Genomic DNA, 21903 nt, shown 5'->3' with positions numbered 1-21903 from the left:
CTCAGGCGGCCTGACGGGCAGTGACGAATGCCGCCAGGGTGGCGACGTTGCTGAAATGGTTGCGGGTGTCCTTGGCATCGGCATCGATCTTGATGCCGTAGCGCTTCTGGATCGCCAGGCCAAGCTCCAGCGCATCGACCGAATCCAGGCCCAGGCCTTCGCCGAACAGGGTCTGTTCGTCGTCGATGTCCTGGACGCTGATGTCCTCGAGGCCCAGGGCGTCGATGATCAGCTGTTTGAGGTCACGGTTGAGGTCTTGCTGTGGCGCGCTCATCGGCGGCGAGCTCCTTGAGGAAGTAGTCATGCAGGTAATCGTTCAGCAGGCGAGAGGCCTTGGGCGCCGGGCCCAGGGCGCTGAACACTTGGGGATCGATATCGGCCCCTACCTTGAAGGTAAGGTGCACGCGGCGGCTGGGGATGCGGTACCAGGGTTCGTTCTTGGTCAGCGTGGTGGGGCTGACCCTGATGGTGACGGGGGTGACCATTTTCGCGCCACGCAGGGCGATGGCGGCGGCCCCGCGATGGAAGGCCGGCGCCTGGCCTGGCGGGGTACGCGTGCCTTCGGGGAAGATCACCAGCGTTTGGCCCTGCTGCAGCGAGTCGACGGCGGCGTCGAGCATGTCCATGCTGCCGTTGTTGCCGATGTACTGGGCTTCGCTGACCGGCCCGCGGGTGAACGGGTTGTCGAAAAGGCTTTGCTTGACCACGCAGTTGGCCTGGCGCACCAGGCCAATCAGGAACACCACATCGATCAGCGAAGGGTGGTTGGCGATGATCATCTGCCCGGGCCGGCCCAGGCGCTCTGCCCCGTCGATCTGGTAGGTGAGTACACCGGCGGCGCGCATGAAGCGCACGAAGCGCCAGAACAGCCAGCTGATGGTGCGCCGCGCACGCAGGCGATGGCGGCCGCTGCCCCCAGGCAGGCACGCCAGCAACGGGAACACCAGCAGGCGCAGGGCCAGGCAGCCCAGGCCAAATACAAAGAAGCTCGCGGCGGTTGCCAGCAGGCGCCAATGGTAGGCGTCGCGGGGCCTGCTCACAGCTGACGGTGCCAGTTCCATGTACGACGCATCCATGTGTGGTTGAAAGAATCGCAGCCAGTCAACATGGCCTTGAGCCAACTGAGGCCATGGGGCAATGCCCCGTGCGGTGACGGTTCAGCGGTGGTTGCGGGTGCCAGTTGCCACTGCTTGCCCGGGGTCAGCAACAGGCCCAGCGCGTAGGCGAAGGGCACGTCGTCTATCCACGGCCCATACACCTGCGGTGGTTGCTCCTCGGTAACGATCAGCAACACGGCTGGCGCACCTTCGGCCAGCAGCGCGGCCGCTTCCAGGATGCCTTGCTCAAAGCCGTCGCCGGCGGCGGCCAGCGCGGTCATTTCGCACGTGGACCCGCGCAGGATCGACCACAGGCCGATTACCGCGTTGTGTACCGACAGGCTGAACTGGGTAGGGGACAACGGCTGATTCGCCGCCAGCTCGCTGAGGATCGAGAACGTACGCGGTGTTTCACCATGCCGTGAAACGAACACCAGTGGCAGTTGCGGCTGGCCCTCGGCCAGGGGCCAGCCCACGGCGAACGCCATCCGCGCCATGTGGCTGAGCCGCCGCCGCTGCATGGCGGGCAGGAAGGCCACGTCGGGTGCCCCGGCATCGCCGGCGGGTGGCTGCTGCCCACAGGCCCAGGCCTGCCAATCAGCAGGCGCCGAAAGGCCCGGAGCCCAGGCACGCCATTGGGTGATATCAAAGGTGATCACAGTGGTTTCTCTTTCCCGCCCCGAGGGACTTCCATGCCGAGGGAATGACTCGGCGCATGCCTGCAAGGGTGGGTGCGTTCGTCGAGTGGCGCGCATTATCCCGGTGCGGCGTGCATGTAGCAATGGATTCGGATCCAAACAGACAACGCCTTCAATCGCGTGTGGCATCGTCTGATCGAATAGTTGCCTGTTTCCGACAGCCGGTGCTGCGTGCTGGCAGGCTGCTATTGCCTGCGACGGTGCTGGTTATTGTCACGTGGCCCGCACATACTCGGGCACTCGTCTACACACGGAGATCAGCCATGCGGCGCGTGGTATTCAATCAGAAAGGTGGCGTGGGCAAATCGAGCATCGCCTGCAACCTGGCGGCGGTGAGTGCCCATGAAGGTTACCGTACCCTGCTGATAGACCTGGATGCCCAGGCCAATTCCACCCAGTACCTCACCGGCCTGACCGGCGACGACATCCCCATGGGCATTGCCGACTTCTTCAAGCAGAGTTTGTCCAGCGGGCCGTTCGCCAAGAAGAACAAGGTGGACATCTACGAAACCCCGTTCGACAACCTGCATGTGGTCACTGCCACGGCGGAGCTTGCCGACTTGCAGCCCAAGCTCGAGGCCAAGCACAAGATCAACAAGCTGCGTAAGCTGCTCGAGGCGCTGGACGAGGACTACGACCGAATCTACATCGATACGCCGCCAGCACTGAATTTCTATGCGGTTTCAGCGTTGATCGCTGCCGATCGGGTGCTTATCCCTTTCGACTGTGACAGCTTCTCGCGCCAGGCCCTTTACGGCCTGTTGGCGGAAATCGAAGAGTTGAAAGATGACCACAACGAAGACCTGCAGGTCGAAGGCATTGTGGTCAACCAGTTCCAGGCCCGCGCCAGCCTGCCCCAGCAGATGCTCGACGAGCTACTGGCCGAAGGCTTGCCCGTGTTGCCGGTTTACCTGGGCAGCTCGGTGAAAATGCGCGAATCGCACCACGCCAGCCTGCCGTTGATCCACCTCGAACCCCGGCACAAGCTGACACAGCAATTCGTGGAGTTGCACGATTTGCTGGAGCGGGGGGCGTAGCTGGCTTGGCGAGAGCTTGGTGCGGCGGTAAACTCTCGGCATAATCTCCCAAAAAGGGAGATTGGCCCGGATGCGTATTATTGCCAAGAGCAGTTTGGTGAAATTTTGGGAGTCGCCTGGCCGTCAAGACGCCAAATCGGCCTTCGAAAGCTGGCATGACATCGTGCTCAAGGCAGAATGGCGAACGCCACAGGATGTGAAGAATCAAATGGGTAGTGCCAGTGTCTGTGGCAATAACCGCGTTGTCTTCAACATTGGAGGCAATAAGTATCGGCTAGTCGTGGAGATTCAATACCGTGCGGGTGTTGCATGGGTTAAGTTCATCGGTACGCACGAGCGGTATGACGAAATCGACGTGGAGACAGTCAATGGATATTAAACCGATCCGCAATTATGATGATCTGCGAGCGGCATTCGAGAGGCTAGAAGCTATTTTCCAAGCAGAGGCTGGCACGGCTGAGGCCGATGAAATGGAAGTTCTAGTCACGCTGATCGAAGTTTACGAAAGCAAGCACTACCCAATCCATCCTGCTACCCCGATTGAAGCCATTAAATTTTGCATGGACCAACAGGGACTTACTGCACGGGATCTTGAACCCTATATCGGCGCAAGTGGCCGAGTATCGGAAGTGCTAAATGGTAAACGGGGCTTGAGTCTCTCGATGATCAAGCGTCTCCATGATGGCCTCCGCATTCCTTACGAATCATTGCTGGCAGGCGCGTAAGAAGTCACACGTATAGGGCAGTGTTTCAGTAAGCAAGGCCTATTCACTGTGGGGTTTATCCGCGAAGCAAATAGCGCGGGGTATGGCCCCGGCTTCGCCGGTGTTCGCGGCTGAAGCCGCTCCCACAAGGTGGATTGCGCCAGCGTTCAGATTTTGTGGAAGACAACTGCTCCCACGGGTTCTTTTCAGATCAACCCATTGTGTGCAGCCCTACCCACAACGCCTGAATCAGGAAGAGCAGCTGATTTCCAGGTGTTTGCCCCACTCCGGCGGGCGTTGGGCATAGGCTTCCATCCCTGGCTGCTCTTCGAACGGTTTGCAAAGCACTGCATGCAGGCGCCGCACCTCCGTGTAATCCCCGCTTTCAGCCGCTTCGATGGCCTTCTGTGCCAGGTAATTGCGCAGCACATAAAGCGGGTTTACCGCATGCATGCGCGCGCGCCGGCCTTCGGCGTTGGCAGGTTCGCGGGCGCAGCGTGCCAGGTAGTCCGCCGCCCAGCCGTCGAAGCCGGCCAGGTCGATGAAGTCGTCCCTTACCCGCTGCAACGCCTCGGCCACCGGCTGGTCGCCCAGGGTACGGAAGAACAGGTTGTAGTCCACGCCGCCGCTCTGCATGCGCTGCAGCAAGCGCTCGACCAGCGCCATGTCGTCATCCTCGGCAGTGGTCAGCCCCAGGCGCCGGCGCATCAGGTCCAGGTAGTGCGCCTGGTACAGCGGCAGGAACAGCCCCAGCGCGTCCTTCAGCGGCTCCACTTCGATCACCGTGGTCAGCGCCTGGGCCAGCGCGCTGAGGTTCCAGTGGGCGATGGGTACCTGGTTGTCATAGCTGTAACGGCCCCGGTCATCGGAGTGGTTGCAGATGAAGTTGGCATCGAAATCATCGAGGAACGCGAACGGGCCGAAGTCGAAGGTGATGCCCAGGATCGACATGTTGTCGGTGTTCATCACCCCATGACAGAAGCCATAAGCCTGCCAACGGGCGATCAGCTCGGCGTTGCGTTCCACGATGGTGCGGAACATGGCCAGGTAGGGCTGTTCGGCCGTCAGGCACTCGGCGTAGTGCTGCTGCAACACGTGGTCGATCAGCTGGCGCTGCTGTTCGGGCTGCTTGGTGTAGTAGAAGTACTCGAAGTGGCCAAAGCGCACGTGGCTGTGGGCTAGGCGCGTCAGCATTGCAGCGCTCTCGCGGGTTTCGCGCCACACCGGGGTGCTGGAGCCGACCACGCACAGCGCCCGGCTGGTGGGGATGCCCAGGGCATGCAGGGCTTCGGACGCGAGGAACTCGCGAATGGATGAACGTAGCACGGCGCGGCCATCGCCCATGCGCGAATACGGGGTTTGGCCGGCACCCTTGAGGTGCAGGTCCCAGTGCTCGCCGGCATCGTTGACCACTTCGGCCAGCAGCAGGCCACGGCCATCGCCCAGGCGCGGGTTGTAGCTGCCGAACTGGTGCCCGGAATAGACCATTGCCCGTGGCTCGGCCTGGTCCCACAGGCTATTGCCGCTGAATACCTCGGCAAAAACCGGCAGCTCGGCCTGAGCCGGGTCCAGGTCCAGCAAAGCCATGGCTGCCTGGCTTGCCACCACCAGGCGCGGCTCTGCAATAGGCTCTGGCAGCACCTCGGTGGAGAAGGCGTCGCCCAGGCGGGCGAAGCGGTTGTCGAAGGTCAGTTGGTCGAGTGCTTTCACAGGCGGCTCCTGAAGTTCAGCGAAGCATAAGGCATTCGAGCCTGCTACACCGCAGCAGTGCCATCGGGTTTGGGTGTGTCCTGCGGGATCAGCTGCTGCTTGCCACCCTTGGTGTCCATCAGGAACACCTCCACCTGACGTACCGAGATCTTGATGTCGTGGGCCTTGAACTCACGGTTGATGTAGCGGTTGATCTCGTCCAGCGTCGGGTTGCGGTCGCCCAGGTCGCGCACGTGCATGCGCAGTTCGTGGTCCAGCGAGCTTTCGCCAAATTGCAGGAAGTACACCAGCGGCTCCGGGTCCTTGAGCACGCGCGGGTTCTCGTGGGCACCCTTGAGCAGCAGGTCGCGCACCAGGTCCAGGTCGGAGCCGTAGTCGATGCCAAGCTTGAGCGTCACGCGGGTGACCGTGTCGGTCAGCGACCAGTTGATCAGCTGGCCGGTGATGAAGGTCTTGTTGGGGACGATGATGTCCTTGCGGTCGAAATCGGTGATGGTGGTGGCCCGGATGCGGATCTTGCTGACCGTGCCCGACAGGTTGCCGATGGTGATGGTGTCGCCGATGCGCACCGGGCGTTCGAACAGGATCATGATGCCGGAAATGAAGTTGGCGAAGATTTCCTGCATGCCGAAACCCAGGCCCACCGACAGTGCCGCTACCAGCCATTGCAGCTTGTCCCAGCTCACCCCCAGAGTGGACAGGGTGCTGACGATACCCACCCCGACGATGGTGTACGACAGCAGCGTGGTGGTGGCGTAGGCGCTGCCCTGGGCCAGGTTCAGCCGTGACAGCACCAGCACCTCCAGCAGGCCAGGGAGGTTGCCGGCCAGGGCGAAGGTAATGCCCACGATCACCAGCGCGCCCAGCAGGTCGCCGAGGCTGATGGGGACCATGCTGGCGGCCGCGCCGGTACCGCTGGTGTACTCGTACAGCACGAAATTGTTGAGGTAGGCGAACACCGATATCAAGTCTGCCCATACCCAGTACAGGCCGGCAATGAACCCGCCGAGCAGGGCCAGGCGGATCAGGCGCAGGGATTGCTGGTTGACCTGTTCGATATCCAGGGTGGGCTCTTCGATGATGACCTCACCGTCCAGCCCCTCCTTGGCGGCCGCCCGCTTGCTCAGCGCACGCTGGTAGGCCAGGCGCCGCGCTGCCACCGAGAGGCCGCGCACGAAGGCGGCTTCGATCACCAGCCAGAACAGCAGCAGGTAGAGTGTGTAGATCAGCCGGTCGGTCAGCTTCAGCGCGGTGTAGTAGTAGCCGAAGCACACGGCCATGAACAAGGCGATGGGCAGCGCGGTGAACGCCACACCCACGGCTTTGCGGAACAGCGAGGTGTCACGGTGTGCCGGGCTGCTCAGCAGCAGGCGGCTGAGCAGCCACGCCATCAGCGCATAGCAGGTCAGCACCACGCCGATGCCCAGTACATCATCCGCCAGCGCCGAGGGCTGGTGCTCCGCCACGGCCACCACGCCTACCAGGGCCAGCACCACGGTGCCCAGGCGGCGCACCCAGCCACGCAGGAATTCGACCTGAGGCTTGTGCCAGCGGAAGTGCACCTCCGCCACCCCGCCTGGCGACAGGATGCGATAGGCGGTGTAGAACACCAGCCAGGCCTGGGCCAGTTGCCACAAGGCGGCGCCCAGGTTGGCGTTCTGCCCACGGGCGTCGATCTGCAGGGCGTAGCTGCACAGGGCCAGGCCCAGGCTCACCGGCATCGCCAGCAGGATGTTGATCAGGATTGCCCGCGGCGTATGCCACTGGCTGTCGCGGCGGAAGTGGCCGATGTCCTGGTGGACCTTGTCGATGCTGGCGTACAGGTTCTTGCGCCGCCACAGCAGGCCACCGATCACCAGCAGCAGCGGCAGGAACAGCAGCGGGCGCTGCACCAGGCCGTCCGCCAGCTCGTTCAGCCCCGAGCTCCAGGGCAGGTTGGCTACCTGGTCGGCCAGGCGCTGGGGCACGTAGGTCAGCCAGTCCCAGTCCAGGGGCTTGTTGCTGGGGATCCAGAACATCTGCTCGTCCAGCGTGGTACGCAGGCTCTGTGCCGTACCCAGCAGTTGCTTCTGGTTCAGCTGCAGGGTGATGGACTCGTTGAGCAACGCCGACAGCTCGCGGTTAAGCCGCTCCAGCAGGTCGCTGCGGGTGATCGCCACCTCCAGCAGCGCCTTGCGCAGCTGGGGCGTCACCTCTTCCTGGGGTTGCCCGGCCAGCAGCTTGTCCACATAGCTCACCGGGCTGCTCATCTGTTCGCGCTGCTGGTTGACTTCGAACTGGTACAGCCGCGTGTCGGCAATCTGGTCAGCCAGGTCACGGTCCAGCTTGAGGTGGGGCAGGGTCTGCTTCTGTTTGTAGAGGATCTTGGACAGCAGCAGGCTGCCCTTGAGCACGTTGATCTGCTCGTCCAGTGCCTGGTCGGCCTGGGTCAGGCTGTCCAGCTGCTGCTTGGTCCGCAGGTTCTGCTGGGTCAGTTCGTTGAGCCGGTCGGTGCTTCTGAGCAGGTAGTCGGACAGTTGCAGGTTGGTCGCGCTCTCGGTTGCCAACAGGCTGCTGCCACCGGCTTTTTGCGCCTCGATCGACTGCTGGGTCACGGTCTCCTGTGACTGGGCCAGGCGTTTGCTGTTGATCAGGGTCTGCAAGTCCTGAATTTCCTGCTCAAGGCGTGCGGCGCGTTCGATCAGCAGGTCATGGCGGGCATTGCCCAGGTCTTGCAGCAGGCTGTTGCCAGCCAGCTCCTGGCGGCGCAGCGTGGTCATCGCATTGAGCGAAGCCAGTTCGGCATTGAGCTGGTTGCGCAGGTCGGCGCTGATCGGTTTACCGGCGTCCTTGCCGCTTTTGAGGGTGCTATTGATCTGCTGGGTACGTGCCTGGCTGCTGCTGATCTCGGCCTGGGACCGCTCCGGGCGGGTCTGCGAGTTGATGATCAGGCTGTTGGCTTCGGACAGTGCCTTCTGCAGCTCGCCCTGCTGGGTGGTGCGCTCGCTGAGCATCTGTTCAAGCTGTGGCACGGACAGGCTGGCATAGCGCTGCGCTACCGGTTGCGCCGGGCTTTGCTTGAGCCGGGCCAGTTCTTTCTGGCTGTCGCTGGTTTCCTTCGGGGCATTGGCCAACTGCTGCTTCAATGCGGCCAGCTTGCGTTCGCTGTCTTCCTTGCTGGCCAGCAGGTTCAGGGTCTGTTCCAGCACCTGCTGCAGAGCCTTCTGATCCGCTTCGGGCAGCTTGCGGTCGGCAATTTTGTCGAGGCTGTTCTGCACGCTGGCGGTGGTCGGGGCTTCTGCCGCAGCGGCTGCGAAGGAAAGGGACAGGCACAGCCCCAGCAGGGCTGTGCGCAGGTACACGCGAAAGGACATAGGCAGGCTACTTATGGATCAGGCAGAAACGAAGTTTAGAGGAACAATCCTGGTCCTGGTCGCGTTCCTTCGGGGAATCTGACGCCCACTTTCTGGATGTTGTTCCCGTCCATGGTCGCCACGGTCCAGATCGTGCCGTTCCATTCCACCTGGTCGCCTACCACTGGCGCGCCTCCGACCTTCTGTCGGATGAACTGCGCCAGCGGCATTTGCGCGTCGAGTGTGTCCACTTTCAGGCCGTACAGGGACGCCACCGCGCCCAGCTCTGCGTCACCTTCGAGCACAAAGTCACCGAAGAAGCGCAGGTCCAGGCCGCGCTGCGGCGCCTGGCTGAACAGTTTGCCCAGTGCGGGCAGGTTATGCTCGTGGCCGATGACGCAAAGCATGTCGTCCACCTGCAGCACGGTGCTGCCGGTGGGGTGCAGCAGCTGTTCGCCACGGAACAGCGCGGCAATCCGGGTGCCCTCGGGCATCTTGAGTTCACGCAGGGCTGCGCCGATGCACCACTTTTCTGCGCCCAGGCGGTACACGAACATTTCCCACTCGCTGGTGATGTGCACCTCCAGCGCCGAGCGCGAAATGGGCGCCGGGTCTGGCGGCACGGTCACCTTCAGCAGTTTGGCCATCCACGGCAGGCTGGTGCCCTGGACCAGCAGCGATATCAGCACGATGAAGAACGCCAGGTTGAAGAACAGCTGGGCGTCGGGCAGGCCGGCCATCAGCGGGAACACCGCCAGAATGATGGGGACTGCGCCGCGCAGGCCGACCCAGGCAATGAAGCCCTTTTCACGCCCGTGGAAGGCCTTGAACGGCAGCAGTGCAGCCACCACCGACAGCGGGCGTGCCACCAGGATCATCCACAGGGCCAGGCCCAGTGCCGGTACCGCGATGGGCAACAGGTCGTGGGGCGTCACCAGCAGCCCTAGCACCAGGAACATGCCGATCTGGGCCAGCCAGGCCATGCCGTCGAGCATGTGCAGGATGCCATGCCGGCTGCGGATTGGCTTGTTGCCCAGCACCAGGCCGCACAGGTACACGGCCAGGAAGCCGCTGCCGTGCAGCGCGTTGGTCAGCGAGAACACCACCAGGCCGCCGGCCACCACCAGAATGGGGTACAGGCCGCCAGCCAGGTTGATACGGTTGACCAGTTGCAGCATCAACCAGCCACCGCCCAGGCCCAGCAGCCCGCCGATACCGAACTCGCGCAGCAGGTGGCCCAGCAGGCTCCAGTGCAGCCCGGTCTGGCCACTGGCAATCATGTCGATCAGGGTGACGGTGAGGAACACCGCCATGGGGTCGTTGCTGCCCGATTCGATTTCAAGGGTGGCGGTTACCCGCTCGTTCAACCCCTTGCCGCCCAGCAGCGAGAACACCGCTGCGGCGTCGGTGGAGCCGACGATGGCACCGATCAGCAGGCCCTGGATCAGGCTGAGGTTGAACAGCCAGGCGGCGACCATGCCGGTCAGCGCCGTGGTGATCATGACCCCCACCGTGGCCAGCGACAGCGCTGGCCACAAGGCGACGCGGAAGCTGGCAACCCGCGTGCGCAGCCCGCCGTCGAGCAGGATGACGGCCAGCGCCAGGTTGCCCACCAGGTAGGCGGTGGGGTAGTTGTTGAAAATGATGCCGCCGCCGTCCACGCCCGCGACCATGCCGACGGCGAGGATGATGACCAGAATAGGGATGCCCAGGCGCGATGACAGCGAGCTGACCAGAATACTTGCGCCCACCAGCAATGCGCCGATCAGGAACAGGCTGTTGATGGTGCTGGCATCCAAAGGCAGGTACTCCGGGATATTGCGGGAAGAATGAGGCTTGACTGGCAAGTCGCGTGCCAATCGATTCTAACCCGATGAATTGCCAGCATGTAAAGCGTTTCTGCAGATGTACAAAAGGCACCTCAGTGGGTGCCTTTATCCATGCTGCCTATGGGCGGGCTTCACAGGTGAACCCGCGGCCACAGGCTGGTCACAAGGACCGAAGGGGATACGCTACCCGTGGGGCCGGCTTACGCCTGCTTCACTTCACGCATCGGCGCGCCTTTCACCGGCGCATCGCCCGCCACGTAATACCGGGCAGTGCTGCGCGGCAATGGCTGGCGACCACGGATCTTGTCCGAGATTTTCTCGGCAATCATGATGGTGGTGGCGTTGAGGTTACCGGTGATGATGATCGGCATGATCGAGGCGTCGACCACGCGCAGGCCCTGCATGCCATGCACGCGGCCCTCGCCATCGACCACAGCCATGTCGTCGGTGCCCATCTTGCACGAGCAGGACGGGTGGAACGCCGTTTCAGCGTGCTCACGGATGAACTTGTCCAGTTCTTCGTCGGTTTGCACGTGCGCGCCCGGGCTGATTTCGCGGCCACGGTAAGGGTCCAGCGCCGGCTGGGCCATGATTTCGCGGGTCAGGCGGATACCGTCACGGAATTCCTGCCAGTCCTGCTCGGTGGCCATGTAGTTGAACAGAATGCTCGGGTGCTGGCGCGGGTCCTTGGATTTGGCCTGCACGCGGCCACGGCTTGGCGAACGCATCGAGCCCATGTGCGCCTGGAAACCGTGCTCCTTCACGCCGTTGGAGCCGTTGTAATTGATGGCCACTGGCAGGAAGTGGTACTGGATGTTCGGCCACTTGAACTCGGGGCGGGTGCGGATGAAGCCACCGGCCTCGAACTGGTTGCTGGCGCCGATGCCGGTGCCATTGAACAGCCATTCGGCGCCGATGGCCGGCTGGTTCCACCACAGCAGCGACGGGTACAGCGAGACCGGCTGGGTGCAGGCGTACTGCAGGTACAGCTCCAGGTGGTCCTGCAGGTTCTCACCCACGCCTGGCAGGTCGTGCACCACCGGCACACCCAGGGTTTCCAGCAGGGCGCGCGGGCCCACGCCGGAGCGCTGCAGCAGTTGCGGCGAGGCAATGGCGCCGGAGCTTACGATCACTTCCTTGCGCGCGCGTGCTTCGACGCGCTCTTCGCTATCGCCCACCAGGTAGGTCACGCCCACGGCACGCTTGCCGTCGAACAGCACGCGGTCGCTAAGGGCGTGGGTGACGATGGTCAGGTTGGGGCGTTTCTTGGCCTGGTCCAGGTAGCCGCGGGCGGTGCTGGAGCGGCGGCCGTTCTTGGTCACCGAACGGTCCATCGGGCCGAAGCCTTCCTGCTGGTAGCCGTTCAGGTCTTCGGTGCGCGGGTAGCCGGCCTGCACGCCGGCCTCGACCATGGCGTGGAACAGCGGGTTGTTGCCAGCCTTGGGCGTGGCCACGCTGACCGGGCCTTCGCCGCCGTGGTAATCGTTGGGGCCGATGTCGCGGGTTTCGGCCTTGCGGAAGTACGGCAGGCAGTCCAGGTAGGTCCAGTCCTGCAGGCCAGGCAGCTCGGCCCAGCCGTCGAAGTCCATGGCGTTGCCACGGATGTAGCACATGCCGTTGATCAGCGACGAACCGCCCAGGCCTTTACCACGGCCGCACTCCATGCGGCGGCCATCCATGTGCGGCTCGGGGTCGGTCTCATAGGCCCAGTTGTAGCGGCGGCCCTGCAGCGGGAAGGCCAGGGCGGCGGGCATCTGGGTGCGGAAGTCAAAACGGTAGTCGGGGCCACCGGCTTCGAGCAGCAGCACGGTGGTGCCGGCATCTTCGGTCAGGCGGGTGGCCAGGGTGTTACCGGCAGAGCCGGCACCCACGATGATGTAATCGTATTCCATGGGGCTTCCTCCGGAAGCAGTGGCGAGCTTCAAGCTGCGAGCTGCAAGAAACAGCAGCCGTGCGAAGCTCACGGATGGACGAGGCCTGCAAGGGCCGGTTGGCAGGTTGCCAGCCGGCGCTTTCTTGCAGCGAGTAGCGAGCGGCTAGACGCTGTGGATCAGAAGACCGAAGCGTAACCGCCCAGTTCGACTTGAACCGACTTGATGCGGGTGTACTGGGCCAGCGAGCTGATGCCGTTCTCACGGCCTACGCCCGATTGCTTGTAACCACCCACCGGCATTTCGGCCGGCGACTCGCCCCAGGCGTTGATCCAGCAGATACCAGCTTCGAGCTGGTGGATGATGCGGTGGGCGCGGCTGATGTCGTTGGTGCACACGCCCGCTGCCAGGCCATACTCGGTGTCGTTGGCGCGGCGTACCACTTCTTCCTCGGTCTCGTAGCTGAGGATGCTCATTACCGGGCCGAAGATTTCTTCCTTGACGATGGTCATGTCGTCGGTGCAATCGGTGAACACGGTCGGTGCCACGAATGCGCCCTGGGCGAACAGGCCGTCGGTCATGCGCTCGCCGCCACACAGTACGCGGGCGCCTTCTTCCTTGCCCTTGGCAATGTAGCCCAGCACGCTTTCCATGTGCTGGAAGCTGACCAGCGGGCCGAAGTTGGTGTTTTCATCTTCCGGGTTGCCAGCACGGATACGTGCCACGCGCTCGACGATCTTGGCTTCGAAGGCAGCTTTCAGCTCGGCCGGGATGAACACGCGGGTGCCGTTGGTGCATACCTGGCCCGAGCTGTAGAAGTTGGCCATCATGGCGATGTCGGCGGCCTTGTCCAGGTCGGCGTCGGCGCAGATGATCAGGGGCGACTTGCCGCCCAGTTCCATGGTTACTTCCTTGAGCGACGAGCTCGAGGCGCTGGCCATGACTTTCTTGCCGGTGGTGGTACCGCCGGTGAAGGAGATTTTCTCGATGCGCGGGTGCTCGGTCAGCCAGCCGCCGACTTCGCGGCCGCTGCCGGTCAGTACGTTGAACACGCCATCAGGCAGGCCAGCTTCGGTATAGATCTCGGCCAGTTTCAGGGTGGTCAGCGAGGTCACTTCCGACGGCTTGAAGATCATCGCGTTGCCGGCGGCCAGGGCCGGTGCGGATTTCCACAGGGCGATCTGGATGGGGTAGTTCCAGGCGCCGATGCCTGCGGTAACGCCCAGGGGCTCACGGCGGGTGTAGACGAAGGACGATTCGCGCAGCGGAATCTGCTCGCCCTCGATGGCTGGCACCAGGCCTGCGTAGTATTCCAGCACGTCGGCACCGGTCACGATGTCGACGTAGCGGGTTTCGGAGTACGACTTGCCGGTGTCCAGGGTTTCCAGCATGGCCAGTTCGTCATTGCGTTCACGCAGGATGTCGACGGCACGGCGCAGAATGCGCGAGCGCTGCATGGCGGTCATGGCCGCCCACACTTTCTGGCCACGCTCGGCGCTGGCGACGGCCTTCTCGACGTCAGCCTCGGTGGCACGCTGCACGTGGGCAAGCACTTCGCCGGTGGCCGGGTTGATGGCTTCGAAGGTGGCATCGCTGCCAGCATCCACGTAACCGCCATCAATGTAGAGTTTTTGCGTTCCGAAACGGGCCATAGTGTCCTCGCAAGTGCAGTGTGTGGGTTGGCCTGGGGTCACGCTCCCGCCGGGTTGGCAAGGGCTGCGCGCCGTTTTTCAGCCCCTGGGTCAGTGCCCAGGGTGTGCTGCTTGGCCAGTTGTAGATCCATGTATTCGTAAGCAATCCGTATTGCCTGGTCGGTGTCGAAGGCATCCCCCGACAGGGCGCCACGCAGCCACAAGCCATCGATCAGGGCCGCCAGGCCGCGGGCTGCCTTGCGCGCATGGTAAAGCGGCAGGGCGCGGCGGAACTGGCAACACAGGTTGGAGTACAAACGGTGGTCGTTGATCCGTTGCAACCTGTGCAGATCGGGCTGGTGCATGCTGGAAGCCCAGAACGCCAACCAGGTTTTCATCGCCGGGCCATTCACCTGGCTGGCATCGAAGTTGCCCTCGATGATCACTTTCAGGTGGGCGCGGGGCGTATCGTCGGTCAAGGCTTGGCGGCGTGCCCGCACGCCCTCGTTGAGCATGCTCATGATGTAGCCCATCGTCGCTGCGATCAGGCCATTCTTGTCCCGAAAGTAGTGACTGATGATGCCGTTGGACACCCCGGCCAAACGGGCAATCAGCGCAATGCTGGCATCCCCCAGGCCGACCTGATCGACAGCCTGCAATGTGGCTTCGATCAACTGCTGACGGCGGATGGGTTGCATACCGACCTTGGGCATCTTGCTATCTCCTCAGGCCTGCGAGCAGACGACAGGCGGCTGACTCGGCGAAGACCAGTCTATTTTGTTTTGATTGAACGTTCAATCAATAAAGAATAAGCTCTGCGACAATTTGTGCCATTGACAGTTTTTCAGGCCGTCGAGCAGGCACGAATTGTCACCCCAGAAAATCGCGAAGCCCCCGGCTGGTAAAGCCTGCGCGGATGCTAGCGATGCAAGACGCAGATGCTGCCGTGCGGTGCTGGACCGTGCGGCAGGCCCTTGGAGCGGGCGGTGTACCTGTGACCAATGCGCGCACCGCAAGCCGGCGCGGGGCATTTGCAGCAGGGCTACCTGTGTGTGTTTTGCAGCGGATCGGTTCGGAACCGCGATTCCCAGGGTGCTTTTATAACACCTGATGCAGTGGGGATATTCCACCAATTGCTCGGGAAAAACAGATTAGCCTCCACAGCCGTACTGCCCGGAGCATTCGTGCAATGACTTCTGCCTCACTCACAAACCCTCCTGCCGAGAGGGTACGGGTCAACCGCGTGGTGTTCTTCACCTCCGCGCTGATGATCCTCGTTCTGACTGCCTTGCTCATCGCTGTACCCGAAACTGCCGGCCAAGTACTGGGCGTCGCCCAGCAGTGGCTGACGCGCACCTTCGGCTGGTATTACATGCTGGTGATCTGCGGCTACCTGCTGTTCGTCGTGTACCTGGCGTTTTCCGACTACGGCAAGCTCAAGCTGGGCGGCAAGGACGACCAACCCGACTTCAGCTACGGCGCCTGGGCCGGCATGCTGTTTTCGTCGGGTATCGGCATTTCGCTGCTGTACTTTGGTGCATCCGAACCGCTGGACCACTACTTCAACCCGCCCGAGGGCACCCCGGCCAGCCTGGAGGCTGCGCGCCAGGGCCTGCAACTGACCTTCCTGCACTGGGGCCTGCACGGTTGGGCGATCTACGCACTGGTCGGCCTGGCGGTGGGTTACTTCGCCTACCGGCACAACCAGCCGCTGGCCCTGCGTTCGGCGTTGTACCCGCTGGTGGGTGAGCGTTGGGTCAAGGGCGCCGCGGGTAACGCCGTGGACATCTTCGGCATGTTCGTGACCCTGCTGGGCCTGGTGACCAACCTGGGTATCGGCTCGATGCAGGTGGCCTCGGGCCTCGAGTACCTGTTCGGCATGGACCACAGCAAGACCAACCTGCTCGTGGTCATCCTGGTCATGGCCGGGGTGGCTACCGTGGCAGCGGTGTCGGGTGTGGAGAACGGCATCCGCCGTCTGTCCAACCTCAACATCGCCCTGTTCAGCGGCCTGCTGATGTTCGTGCTGCTGGGGGGTGAAACCCTGCACCTGCTCAATGGCCTGGTACAGAACGTGGGCGATTACCTCAACGGTATCGTGCTGAAAACCTTCGACCTGTATGTGTATGAAGGCGAAGCCGGCAAGTCCGAGCGCTGGCTGGGCCTGTGGACCGTGTTCTACTGGGCCTGGTGGATTTCCTGGGGCCCGTTCGTGGGCATGTTCATTGCCCGTATTTCCAAGGGCCGTACCGTACGCCAACTGGTCAGCGGCGTGCTGCTGATTCCGCTGGGCTTCACCCTGGCCTGGCTGTCGATCTTCGGCAACACCGCCCTGGACCTGGTTATCAACCATGGGGCGGTGGAACTGGGCAAGACCGCGCTGGAACAGCCGTCCATGTCCATCTACCAACTGCTGGAGTACTTCCCGGCGGCGAAGGTGGTGATCGGTGTGGCGGTATTCGTTGGCTTCGTGCTGTTCCTGACCCCCGCCGACTCTGGCGCGGTGATGATGGCCAACCTTTCCTGCAAGGGCGGCAAGGTGGACGAGGATGCGCCGCACTGGATGGTGGTGTTCTGGTCGGTGATCATCACCCTGGTCACCATCGGCCTGCTGCTGGCGGGCAACTTCGAAGCCATGCAGACCATGGTGGTGCTGGCTGGCCTGCCGTTCTCGGTGGTGCTGGTGCTGTTCATGTTCGGCCTGTACAAGGCCATGAAGCAGGATGTGGCCGTTGAACAGGAGCGCGCCGAGCTGGCTGCCCGTGGCCGCCGCGGCTTCAGCGAGCGCCTCAGCCAGCTGGAGCTGCAACCCACCCAGGCCGTGGTGCAACGCTTCATGGACAAACAGGTAAGCCCGGCACTGAAGGAAGCCGCCGCGCAATTGCAGACACTGGGCTTCGAGGTAGAAACCCGTGTCGGCCAGTCGCGCAACATGATGGGCCTGCGGGTGATGATGGAAGAGGGCAACCCGTTCGTCTATGAGGTCAGCCTTGACGGCTACATGGCCGCACCGAGCGAAGCGCCGGTGGAAGGCGAGCCGGAAGTCAGGCAGCGCTTCTACCGTGCCGAGGTGTACCTGCACGATGGCAGCCAGGAGTACGACCTGATGGGCTTTGCACCGGAGCAGATCGTACGCGACGTACTGGACCAGTTCGAAAGCCACCGCCAGTTGCTGGGGCGTGTCTACAGCTGATCTGACCTTGCCCGTCGCCGGGCCTGCAAACCTTGTTTGCGGGCCCGGCGCGGGGCGCGGGTACCTGTAGGCAGCAATATGTACACCCCGCTGCCAACCCGCTGAAGGCAGGCTCACCCTCCGCTCATCCAGGAGGCGTGACCATGCCAGACCCCTACGCACTACCCACCGATTTCAAAGCCCTGGTGGCTGCCCAGTTCGCCAGCCGCCCCACCCTGCGGCAGGTGCTGAGCACGCAGATCATGCAGCTGCTGATTCAGCACTACCCACTGATCAAGGCGCACCGCCCTGAACTCACTGATGCCGATCGCCTTGGCCTTGCGCTGCCCAGTGCCGATGGGCAGCGCATATCGACCACGCCCCTGGTGGATGTGGCGTTACAGGCCCTGTACGCGGGTACACCGCTGAATTTTTCGCAGGTCGCGGGGCAGAAGCAGTACCTGAAGCTCGATGCTCGACGCTTTTTCGCCATCCCCGACCCGCTGCAGACCGCAGAAGGTGACCAGATCGAACTGGCGCCGCTTACCCAGGCATTCAATGACTTGCTGCTGATCATCTGGGGCTGTTTCAACCAGGCCCAGGTCGACTACTGGCGCGCCGATGGCGGTGCAGGTGTCAGCCGTGATCGCTGGTTGCAGCAGATGATCAGGTCGGCCACCCTGTACAACCTGCCATTGCAGGGGTTGGGGCCCCAGCAACAGGCGTGCGTACGCGGCTTGTTACGCGGGGCAGGGCAACGTCCCAGCGTGTTTTTCGTGCAGATCGAAACCACCGTCGACGGCAAGTCGACCAGCCGTTTTCTGCCCGATTTGCTGGTCTATGGCCAATGGGATGAGGCCGATGTCGTGCTGTGGTGCAAGCCGGCCGGAACCGTGTGGGGCTACCCGGGCTTCGATGCGTTTGCCCAGGCGCTGCAGGCTGAATACCCAAGCCTGGCTAGCCACGACAGCATCAGCTGGCACCGGCATGAGCTGGAAGGTGATCCGTTTTCCCAGCAGACGGCAATGCTGCTGGAGTGCATGCTGGAGCAGGTCGGCAGCCTGCGCCGCAGTGCGTTGAACGGTGTTGCCGACCTGGAGCAGGCCTGCCTGGCCCTGACCGACCCTGCACAATGGTTCATCGAGGGCTACGTTCACCAGCCCGCGCTGGATGGCAAGCCGCCCCGTGGGCTGCTCAGTGTGGCGGCCCCGGACAGTTTTGCCTGTCAAAGGGCCTTTTATGAGCTGGCCCTGGCCCAAGCTGAATCCGATGGTGTTGCAGCCCTTGATGGCGTACTCGACCTGCACGGCTACGCTAGCCAGCAGTTGCGTGAGCAGTTGCTGCACGATCACCCGGTGGATGCCAACTACTTCCCCGACGACCTGCAACTGGAGCTGACCTCGGCATTCGGTGTGCCGGGTGGTGCCGGGGTGGGGGCCGGTGATGGCGCGCTCGAGAAGCGCACCCTCAGCCTGACCCAGTTCGCCATTGCCAACCTCAGCTCGCTAGAGGGTGCGACCATAACGTCCATCACCCACCGCGAAGGCCAATTGATAATGGGCTGGATGACCGCCGACTACGCAAAGACGCTGGTAGAGCGTGTGGACGTGGGGGGTAATTATCCAGCCTATGTGGCCAGCAAGCTGAACGAGCCGACGGGGTTGGCGCAGCGGGTGCAGCACTTCGCCCGGGAATGGCGCTGCGATTTCATGCTGCGCGCACTGCGGGCCAAGCTGCATGGCAGCTTGAGCGAGGCAGCCTTGCAGGCGATCTGCGACTATTGCAGCGGGCAAGTCGACCCGTTGCTGCCGGCAAGCATGCTGATGCCGTTCGCCCTGCGCCGTGACCCTGACAGCCAGGCTTCCGATGTGGTCCGTGGCATGTACGTGTTGTTCAACGCGGAGCCAGGCAGCGTCGTGCTATACCGGCCGCTTTATGGCAACGCGGCCGTTCTGGCGTTCGCCAGCATCGAAGCCATGATGCAGGCAGTGCGCGATGACCAGGCGCTGCAGGCCAGCCTGCTGGCCTGGCTGGCGCCAGAGGCCCGGCATGTGTATGCCAACGGTGGGTTCACTGAACCTCACCTGGGCGGCGCCATCGTGGACACGTCGATCTTGCCCGCCCCGGTGGCGCCCGCGCAGTTCTGGCCGCGCTTCTGGCGCAGCGATGTCGACCTGCAGATGTACACCGCCAATCGCGACCTGCTGGTGGAGCTGGCGGATCGCAACTCGGTATCCAACGCAGAGAGCCGCTGGGCAATCCTTACCCAGGGGGCCTGGTTGCTGTTCGACGTGGCAAGCCTGGTGGTGCGTGGCCCGGCTGCTGTCGCGCTGTGGCTGGTGCAAATGTTCAATGCCGCCAGCGCAGACCTGCAGGCCATTCGCGAAGGCAGCGACTTCGAGCGGTCTGCGGCGGTGGTCGACATGCTGCTCAACCTGGTGATGGTCGTTGGCCATGCTTATGCACCCAGGTTGACTCGCCACCCGGCTACCCTGCCAGACGCCATGCCCAGCGACAGCCCTGGGCCTGGGTCGGTACGCCCAGTGCCGGCAACTGGAGCCCAGATGCTGCAAGGTAAGGTCTACCTGCCGGGCGCATTGGAAAAAAGCGGTGCACTGCTCGATTTTTCCTTCAGTGGTGGCGAGGGTTTCAACGTGCTACCGGCCCAAATGCGTAAACGATTGGAAGCCATGCGCGTCGATGCATCGCTCGAAGGCGTCGAGCCCCTGCAGGCGGGTGATGCGGCAGGGCTTTACAGGCAGCATGGCCAATACTACGTAAAGCTTCGGGGTGACACCTATCGCGTTGCGCCCGACGAGCACGGCGTGCGCATTGTAGATGCACTGGGCAACCCCGGCCCTTGGTTGCAGCACACAGCAGGGGTATGGCGTATCGATCATGGGCTGCGTTTGAGTGGGGGTATGCCCAGGGGGCGCGTGGAACTGATGCGCGAGCAGAATGTGCGGCAGGAGGCGCGCATGCGTGATGAGGATGCTCGCCTGACCGAGCAGCGCAAGGGCCTCGTCGAGGCCTATGAGCGGCACAAGAACGAGGTAGACAGGTCCACCGCCAGGATCGAAGAGCTGGAGCGCCTGGCGCAGCCCGACGAGCACCAGCAGGAAATGCTCAGCCTGCAAAAGCAGCTGAGGAGGGGGCAGCGGCAATACCTGGCCAACGACCTCAAGCAGCTCGTTGCGCAGGACACCGAGCACGACAGGGTATTGATGGAGCGCGGGCGCATACGGCTTTCCAGCCAGGTCGTGGAAGACGCCATTCGCCGCCAGCGCAGCACGATCCGGGAAGGCCTCATCGCCACCTGCGAGACGTACTACAACTTGCTGGCCACCATGATCAACGAAGAGGATATCGACGGCCAGCACAATGCAATTGCACTGCTGCCCGAAACCGATGAGGAGAAACAGCAGTACCAGCGGTTGGTCAAATCCCTGGAGCGCGTGTGGCAATGGGGCAGTGACATGGTGGCGCTGTCGGCACAATTCGACCCGTTGCTGGAGAGTACGCTCAAGGACAACGACATCGTCTTCAGGGATGAAAATGGGCGGCAGGTCAACAAGCACCATGAGTTGAGCCGCGTCATCCAGGACCGCCGCCTGAATGCCATCGACCTGGAGTTCAGGTTGCTCGAGGACTTGGGTGAGCTGGCGCTCAACCGTTTGAACGGCACCAGTGAAGCGCAGCTGGATGAATATTACGAGATGCTCGCCGGTGACAACTTGCGCAGCGCCGGCAGTGCGCATGGCGAGCTGGCAGGCAGCGGTTTGACCGATGAAGAGCGCGTGGCGGTGCTCAACGATGTGATCGACAGCTATGAAGAAACCATTGGCCGGGCGGAGTACCTGGCCAGTGTCGAGCCGGCTGAGATTCGCCCGGACAAGCTCCAGCTGTTCCTGCAGGTGCTACGCAGGCTCAAGGACCTGGCCAGCGAAGAAATGGCGGCCAGTGTCCGCGAACTGGAGCAGGTCGAAGCTGCTCGCCCCCGCACACCCGTGTATGCGGCACGGGGCGGTGTACGTCGCCTGGTGCGCACGCACCGTGGCCGTAGCGTGGTGGGTATCGAGGCGGTGGGCGATGACGGTGTGGCAGAGGTGCAGCAGCGCGACAGCCACGACAAGGTGCTGCGCACGTTCCGCAGGCAGAACAGCCAGTGGTGGGAGGTACAGGGCGCCCCGCAGCAGGAGCTGGCACCTGCCAGGCCGCATGCGCCTGAGGTGCTGCGAAACAGGCTTGGCAGGCTGATCGACAGCGTGGGTACAACGTTGGTCATGGCCAAGCGTTTTTTCAGCAAGGATGAGCCTTTGGGGCTGTCCACCGTGATCGATCAACATATCAAGGACCTGCGTGACACGCGGGCGTTGTTGCCGCGCACTGCGTCGGACAAGGCCTTGGCCGAACGTGCACAGGCCGCCGTCGATGAGCTTGAGGACAGCAAGCAGGAACTGCTCAAGACCCATTACCTGACCAGCAAGGCGCCGACGTTGAACGCCCTGAAATTTCTACACGGCATTGGCGAATTAACGGTGGCGAGAGTTGAGCGTCGGGTGGAATTGTCACCCACTGACTACCTGGACACTTACGAAATCAAGCGTGTTTCAGGTAAACGATTGTGGGAGGCGCACTTCCACTACCCTGGCGCGGACACCCCTGACAGAAACTTCCAGCGCGGGCACCTGAAGTTGTGGGAACAACGCAAACTCGGGCATCAGGCAGTGTTGCGCGCGGCCAGGCGCAATGAGGTGCTGCGGGTGTATCGCGGGCAACTGCGCAAAGGCGACGTCGAGGGCATCATCCCCTTCGAATGACG

14 protein-coding genes are annotated in these 21903 nt (G+C 62.9%); 5 read left to right on the top strand and 9 right to left on the bottom strand.

The features are described from left to right. Nucleotide 1: 1 nt before the first annotated feature. Genes IAE36_RS08045 through IAE36_RS08035 form a run of 3 tightly spaced genes read right to left on the bottom strand, consistent with a single transcriptional unit; the run spans nt 2 to nt 1756 of the window. Nucleotides 2-274 (bottom strand): phosphopantetheine-binding protein, encoded by a 273-nt coding sequence (locus IAE36_RS08045; protein ID WP_028632001.1) that lies wholly within the window; start codon nt 272-274, stop codon nt 2-4. Beyond that, complete coding sequence (locus IAE36_RS08040) at nt 243-1061, bottom strand: lysophospholipid acyltransferase family protein (RefSeq protein WP_028632000.1); 819 nt, start codon at nt 1059-1061, stop codon at nt 243-245. Before IAE36_RS08040 ends, IAE36_RS08045 begins: the two co-directional genes overlap by 32 nt. Continuing rightward, complete coding sequence (locus IAE36_RS08035; protein WP_201211677.1) at nt 1037-1756, bottom strand: beta-ketoacyl synthase chain length factor; 720 nt, start codon at nt 1754-1756, stop codon at nt 1037-1039. Before IAE36_RS08035 ends, IAE36_RS08040 begins: the two co-directional genes overlap by 25 nt. A 302-nt stretch (nt 1757-2058) precedes the next feature. Here IAE36_RS08035 and IAE36_RS08030 point away from each other — a divergent pair, with 302 nt between their 5' ends. From IAE36_RS08030 to IAE36_RS08020, 3 genes are all read left to right on the top strand, one after another. Then, nucleotides 2059-2832, top strand: a complete 774-nt coding sequence (locus IAE36_RS08030; RefSeq protein WP_201211675.1) for a ParA family protein — start codon at nt 2059-2061, stop codon at nt 2830-2832. Between the two features lie 70 nt (nt 2833-2902). Further along, complete coding sequence (locus tag IAE36_RS08025; protein ID WP_201211673.1) at nt 2903-3211, top strand: type II toxin-antitoxin system HigB family toxin; 309 nt, start codon at nt 2903-2905, stop codon at nt 3209-3211. Next, nucleotides 3201-3557 (top strand): helix-turn-helix domain-containing protein, encoded by a 357-nt coding sequence (locus tag IAE36_RS08020; RefSeq protein WP_201211671.1) that lies wholly within the window; start codon nt 3201-3203, stop codon nt 3555-3557. Before IAE36_RS08025 ends, IAE36_RS08020 begins: the two co-directional genes overlap by 11 nt. Before the next feature lie 228 nt (nt 3558-3785). Here the strand turns inward: IAE36_RS08020 and selO are convergent, their stop codons facing one another. The 6 genes from selO to betI form a co-directional block, all read right to left on the bottom strand. Next, nucleotides 3786-5246, bottom strand: a complete 1461-nt coding sequence (gene selO / locus IAE36_RS08015) for a protein adenylyltransferase SelO (protein ID WP_201211669.1) — start codon at nt 5244-5246, stop codon at nt 3786-3788. 44 nt (nt 5247-5290) lie between these two features. Further along, the gene (gene mscK, locus IAE36_RS08010) at nt 5291-8599 is read right to left on the bottom strand and encodes a mechanosensitive channel MscK (RefSeq protein ID WP_201211667.1); all 3309 of its coding nucleotides are present in this window, start codon (nt 8597-8599) and stop codon (nt 5291-5293) included. Between the two features lie 35 nt (nt 8600-8634). Continuing rightward, nucleotides 8635-10377 carry a potassium/proton antiporter gene (locus IAE36_RS08005; RefSeq protein ID WP_028631993.1) on the bottom strand — a complete coding sequence of 581 codons (1743 nt, stop codon included), beginning with the start codon at nt 10375-10377 and terminating at the stop codon, nt 8635-8637. 230 nt (nt 10378-10607) lie between these two features. Next, nucleotides 10608-12299: a choline dehydrogenase gene (gene betA, locus IAE36_RS08000; protein ID WP_060480782.1), complete on the bottom strand. Its 1692-nt coding sequence runs from the start codon at nt 12297-12299 to the stop codon at nt 10608-10610. Nucleotides 12300-12457: 158 nt separating this feature from the next. Next, nucleotides 12458-13930 (bottom strand): betaine-aldehyde dehydrogenase, encoded by a 1473-nt coding sequence (gene betB, locus IAE36_RS07995; RefSeq protein ID WP_028631991.1) that lies wholly within the window; start codon nt 13928-13930, stop codon nt 12458-12460. A gap of 38 nt (nt 13931-13968) precedes the next feature. Beyond that, nucleotides 13969-14622, bottom strand: coding sequence for a transcriptional regulator BetI (gene betI / locus IAE36_RS07990; RefSeq protein ID WP_028631990.1), 654 nt, complete (start codon nt 14620-14622; stop codon nt 13969-13971). Nucleotides 14623-15155: 533 nt separating this feature from the next. Between betI and IAE36_RS07985 the strand changes: the two genes are divergently transcribed. Both IAE36_RS07985 and IAE36_RS07980 read left to right on the top strand, forming a co-directional pair. Then, a complete protein-coding gene (locus IAE36_RS07985; RefSeq protein WP_328822857.1) occupies nt 15156-17102 on the top strand; it encodes a BCCT family transporter in 1947 nt (648 codons plus the stop codon). Nucleotides 17103-17245: 143 nt separating this feature from the next. Beyond that, nucleotides 17246-21901 (top strand): dermonecrotic toxin domain-containing protein, encoded by a 4656-nt coding sequence (locus IAE36_RS07980; protein ID WP_201211663.1) that lies wholly within the window; start codon nt 17246-17248, stop codon nt 21899-21901. Nucleotides 21902-21903: the final 2 nt, after the last annotated feature.

The organism is Pseudomonas sp. S36, from assembly GCF_016647875.1.
Taxonomy (GTDB): domain Bacteria; phylum Pseudomonadota; class Gammaproteobacteria; order Pseudomonadales; family Pseudomonadaceae; genus Aquipseudomonas; species Aquipseudomonas parafulva.
The sequence above is the reverse complement of the archived record's forward strand: the minus strand, read 5'-3'. Positions and strand labels throughout refer to the sequence as shown.